3 protein-coding genes and 1 pseudogene are annotated in these 3,464 nt (G+C 46.8%); 2 read left to right on the top strand and 2 right to left on the bottom strand.

Annotation, left to right across the window (positions count from 1 at the left end):
- Together RMO27_RS19545 and RMO27_RS19550 are read right to left on the bottom strand one after the other, a co-directional pair.
- Positions 1 to 1,150, bottom strand: a pseudogene (locus RMO27_RS19545) (hypothetical protein); the annotation flags it as partial.
- A gap of 38 nt (positions 1,151 to 1,188) precedes the next feature.
- Positions 1,189 to 2,247, bottom strand: a complete 1,059-nt coding sequence (locus RMO27_RS19550) for a caspase family protein (protein ID WP_309735666.1) — start codon at positions 2,245 to 2,247, stop codon at positions 1,189 to 1,191.
- A gap of 82 nt (positions 2,248 to 2,329) precedes the next feature.
- On the opposite strand from RMO27_RS19550, the gene RMO27_RS19555 reads away from it, so the two are divergent.
- On the top strand, positions 2,330 to 2,740 hold the full coding sequence (locus RMO27_RS19555) for a CU044_2847 family protein (protein WP_309735668.1): 411 nt from the start codon (positions 2,330 to 2,332) through the stop codon (positions 2,738 to 2,740).
- A gap of 83 nt (positions 2,741 to 2,823) precedes the next feature.
- Positions 2,824 to 3,464, top strand: a 641-nt coding sequence (locus tag RMO27_RS19560; RefSeq protein ID WP_309735670.1) for a serine/threonine protein kinase, incomplete at its 3' end; no start/stop codon positions are given.

Here is a 3,464-nt window from a genome sequence, read left to right on the forward strand (position 1 = left end):
GCATTACCCGCTGCACCCACTCACCCTGCCCTCGCAGTGCCCAATCCCGATAGATTTCCTCTGCATGTCGATCGAGTGCGCCTACCAAGCCGCCTAAGCTTTTATAATCATCGACAGTTAATAATTGGTTCGATCGATCGCGTTTTTCCCACAACTCTGTCAAAGCAAATTCCAACAGCGGCAAACAATTCTCCTCATTCGCCACATCTCGCAAAATTAGCTCTAATAGCCCTGGCTGTAAGTTGTAGCCCTGAATCGCGGATGGTTACTCGATCGCATCCTCTAGATTTGCTCCCGCGAGTACGCCCAGAAACAACGCATCATCCTGGATTGCTTGCGTCAACACCCCCGATGTCAACCATCGATCGACAAAATCCGCCCGCATCGTCGTTACTACTACTAATCGGTGGTTGTCTGATTGCCTCACACTAGTCAAACAATCGATAAATCGCTGCCGCTCCTGGCGATCCTGACACTGTTTAAACACCTCCTCAAACTGATCCACTACTAGTAATACTCGCGCTTCCCCTGGCAACCGCGAGACAATCGCGCCTAATCCCTGTTGCTCTAATACGCCATAAATCTCTTCCCGCTCTGCCACCTCAAACAATCCACCCACTAATAACTTCAACGTTCTCAGCGGCTCCGATCCTGGTTTAATTGGCGGTAATACTTGCCAACCCAATGCCAATAATCGAGGAATTAACCCCGCCCGCACCAGCGATGATTTACCACTCCCTGAAGCTCCAATTACTGGCACAAAATTACAATCTTTAACCTTCTCTTCTAGCTTCTTAATTTCCTTGTTTCGCCCAAAGAAAAACTTGGCTGTCTCTGGTGTAAATGCAAACAAACCTTGATAGGGATTAGTTTCATCTACGACGATCTCTGGAAATAGTTTTGCCAATGTAGATGGGATCGAACCAGAGGCTAAAGATTGTTCGATCGCTTCTAACTTGCGATCTAACTCCAGAATTTCTGCTTCTTCGTCCCGAACTTGATTTTCTAATTTAAACTTAGTCGCAGCATCGTTTTTAATCGCTAAACTTTTAGCTAATTTTATTAGCTTTTCATGCCTAAGCTCCCAGTCTGATCGCAATCTGGCTTGGACTTTTAGCAGTCGTTGGATTTGTCCTGTTGGCTCTTGCATTTAGATTCGATCGATTACTAATTCAAGATTTACACGAACTAACAAGCTGCGATCGATTGCTCGATTTTATCTAATTTCTGTTCTAATTCCAGGATTTTTGCTTCCTCATCTGCAATTTGGTTTTCTAATTGAAACTTGATGCTCGGATCTGTTTGAATTGCAAAACTTGCACTTATCTGTGTCAATTTCTCGGTTCTGATCTGCCATTCTGACTGGAGCGTGGTTTGCCTTTTTTCCAGTCGTTGTCTTTTGCCCGTCGATCGATCTGTCGGAGCTGGCGGATCGATCGAGATTGATTCATCAGACATAGATTTTTTAGATATCTTTGGTGCTTCAAGATCGATCTCGATCTGCGGTGGCACTGACTCTACTAGCCGATAGCGGACTACCCACGTCTGTCGCCCCAGCGATAGCTGCATCACCTCCTGTAGCTCACCCCGCATTGCTTCTGCCACAGAGTTAAATAACGCCCCAACTGTCACCTCGCCACGATCGTTCGCTCGATCGCGATTCAATCCCGCCAATACTGCGCCTGTAAAAATACTATATCGATCGCTTTGCTTGGCATAGGCTGACTGAAAACTCCGGCAAGCCGTCATCAGCCAATAATCTTTCTGAATAAACGTGGTAAATGTCTGCTTGAGTAAGGATTCTTCCAATAAATAACCACTGTGACAACAATCCAGCAGCATCACCAAATTACTCAACTCCGCCCGTGCTGATAACTTGCTCACCGCCAGCAGCGACAGTCCATTTTGCTGCCGCGCCACCCGTCCATCGGCACCCAGCTCCACGACACAATCCGATGGGGCTAAAAATGCCTCCGTCTCGCCAAAGGCATCCAGCACCGGAAACCCATGTCCGGTATAATAAATTAACGCTTCATGCCGCAGTGCTCGCACTTCCAAAAACTCCCGCAGCTTGGCCGCTAAAGCCTTGCAAGTTGTCTGTTCTGGCTTTACTACCAGTTCTACTTCAAAGTCACCAAAGTCTCGCAGCATGGCAGCGATCGCGCTAGCATCGGCAACTGATTTTTCTAAGGTTTGCAGCGGTGTATGATTCTGCGTAATTCCAACTACTAGGGCATATCGTGCCATTATTACTACAACGATATTATTTATGTAAACTAGAATATCAAATATCGCCAGTCAACGCTGTAATTGTTTGTGAACTTAACTTATGTCGCAGCCCCAACGCCTAATTTTTGAAGATGGTGACAATAGTTATGAAGTCTTCATCGATACCGCCCAACCAGTCCGATCGAACGGCTTGTCGTCTGCGACAGCAATCGCAGCGGTTGAAGATGAATATATTTCCAAAAGTCCAACCCTTAGGGGTGCTGAATCGATTATTCCGCCAGCAGTTATCGTCGAACTAGAAAAAGTCCACCACACAATTCGTGGTTATGCTCAATACGCGATCGGTGCTTTCAAGAATTTAGCGATCGCCGAAGTTGAAGAAGTTAAGCTTAAATTCAGCCTGAAAATTAGTGCGGCGTGTGGTTTACCGATGATTGCTAGTTCTAAAACAGATGCAGATTTTTCGATCGAAGTAAAATGCAAATTTCCCAAGGATGAAAAACCACAATAGCAAGTAGGGACAATTCGTAAATTATCTTTATTCTCGATTGACTTAATTCAGCACATCTCTCACCTACCCCACCATCCCCAGGTATGTCACAACTAACTTGCACTCGAAACAACTGTAACGGCTCGATCGATGATGGTTATTGCGATACCTGTGGGCTGGCTGCACTCAAATCGCAATCGGAATTGGATATCGCACTAGCGGCTACTGCCAGTAACAAACCAGTAGCTAGTTCTCAAAGTCTGAAAACTGCGCCCAATAGTGCTTCTGTCACCAGTACTGGATCGAGTCCGACGAGCAATCGATCGCGCGGTACGCGGCGGAGTGCGCCGACAGTAGGCAAGAGTAGTCGCCGCCAACTGGGTGCGGGATTGGTATCGATTCCTGAATTACCTTCTACAGCTCCCGAACTCGCCGTCTTAGTCGAAGCCAAGGTACCAGAAAATAAGCGATTCTGTGCGGGTTGCAATACTGCTGCCAAAAGGGATAAAGGTTTTTGTACCAAGTGCGGGCAAAAATATAATTTTGTGCCGAGTCTGGCTCCTGGCGATGTGGTTGGCGGACAATATGAAGTTAAAGGCGCGATCGCCTATGGGGGACTGGGCTGGATTTATCTGGGTTTCGACAATTTATTATCGCGCTATGTCGTCCTCAAGGGTTTATTAAATAGTGAAGATGCGGCGAGTGCGGCGGTTGCGCTCGCCGAGCGGCAATTTTTGGCAGCAGT

This window comes from Chamaesiphon sp. OTE_75_metabat_556 (assembly GCF_031378165.1).
Classification (GTDB): domain Bacteria; phylum Cyanobacteriota; class Cyanobacteriia; order Cyanobacteriales; family Chamaesiphonaceae; genus Chamaesiphon.

Excerpts from the sequence above, each read along its gene's own strand:
- RMO27_RS19555 (WP_309735668.1), top strand. The coding sequence starts at position 2,330 with ATGTCGCAGCCCCAACGCCTAATTTTTGAAGATGGTGACAATAGTTAT.
- RMO27_RS19550 (WP_309735666.1), bottom strand. The coding sequence starts at position 2,247 with ATGGCACGATATGCCCTAGTAGTTGGAATTACGCAGAATCATACACCG.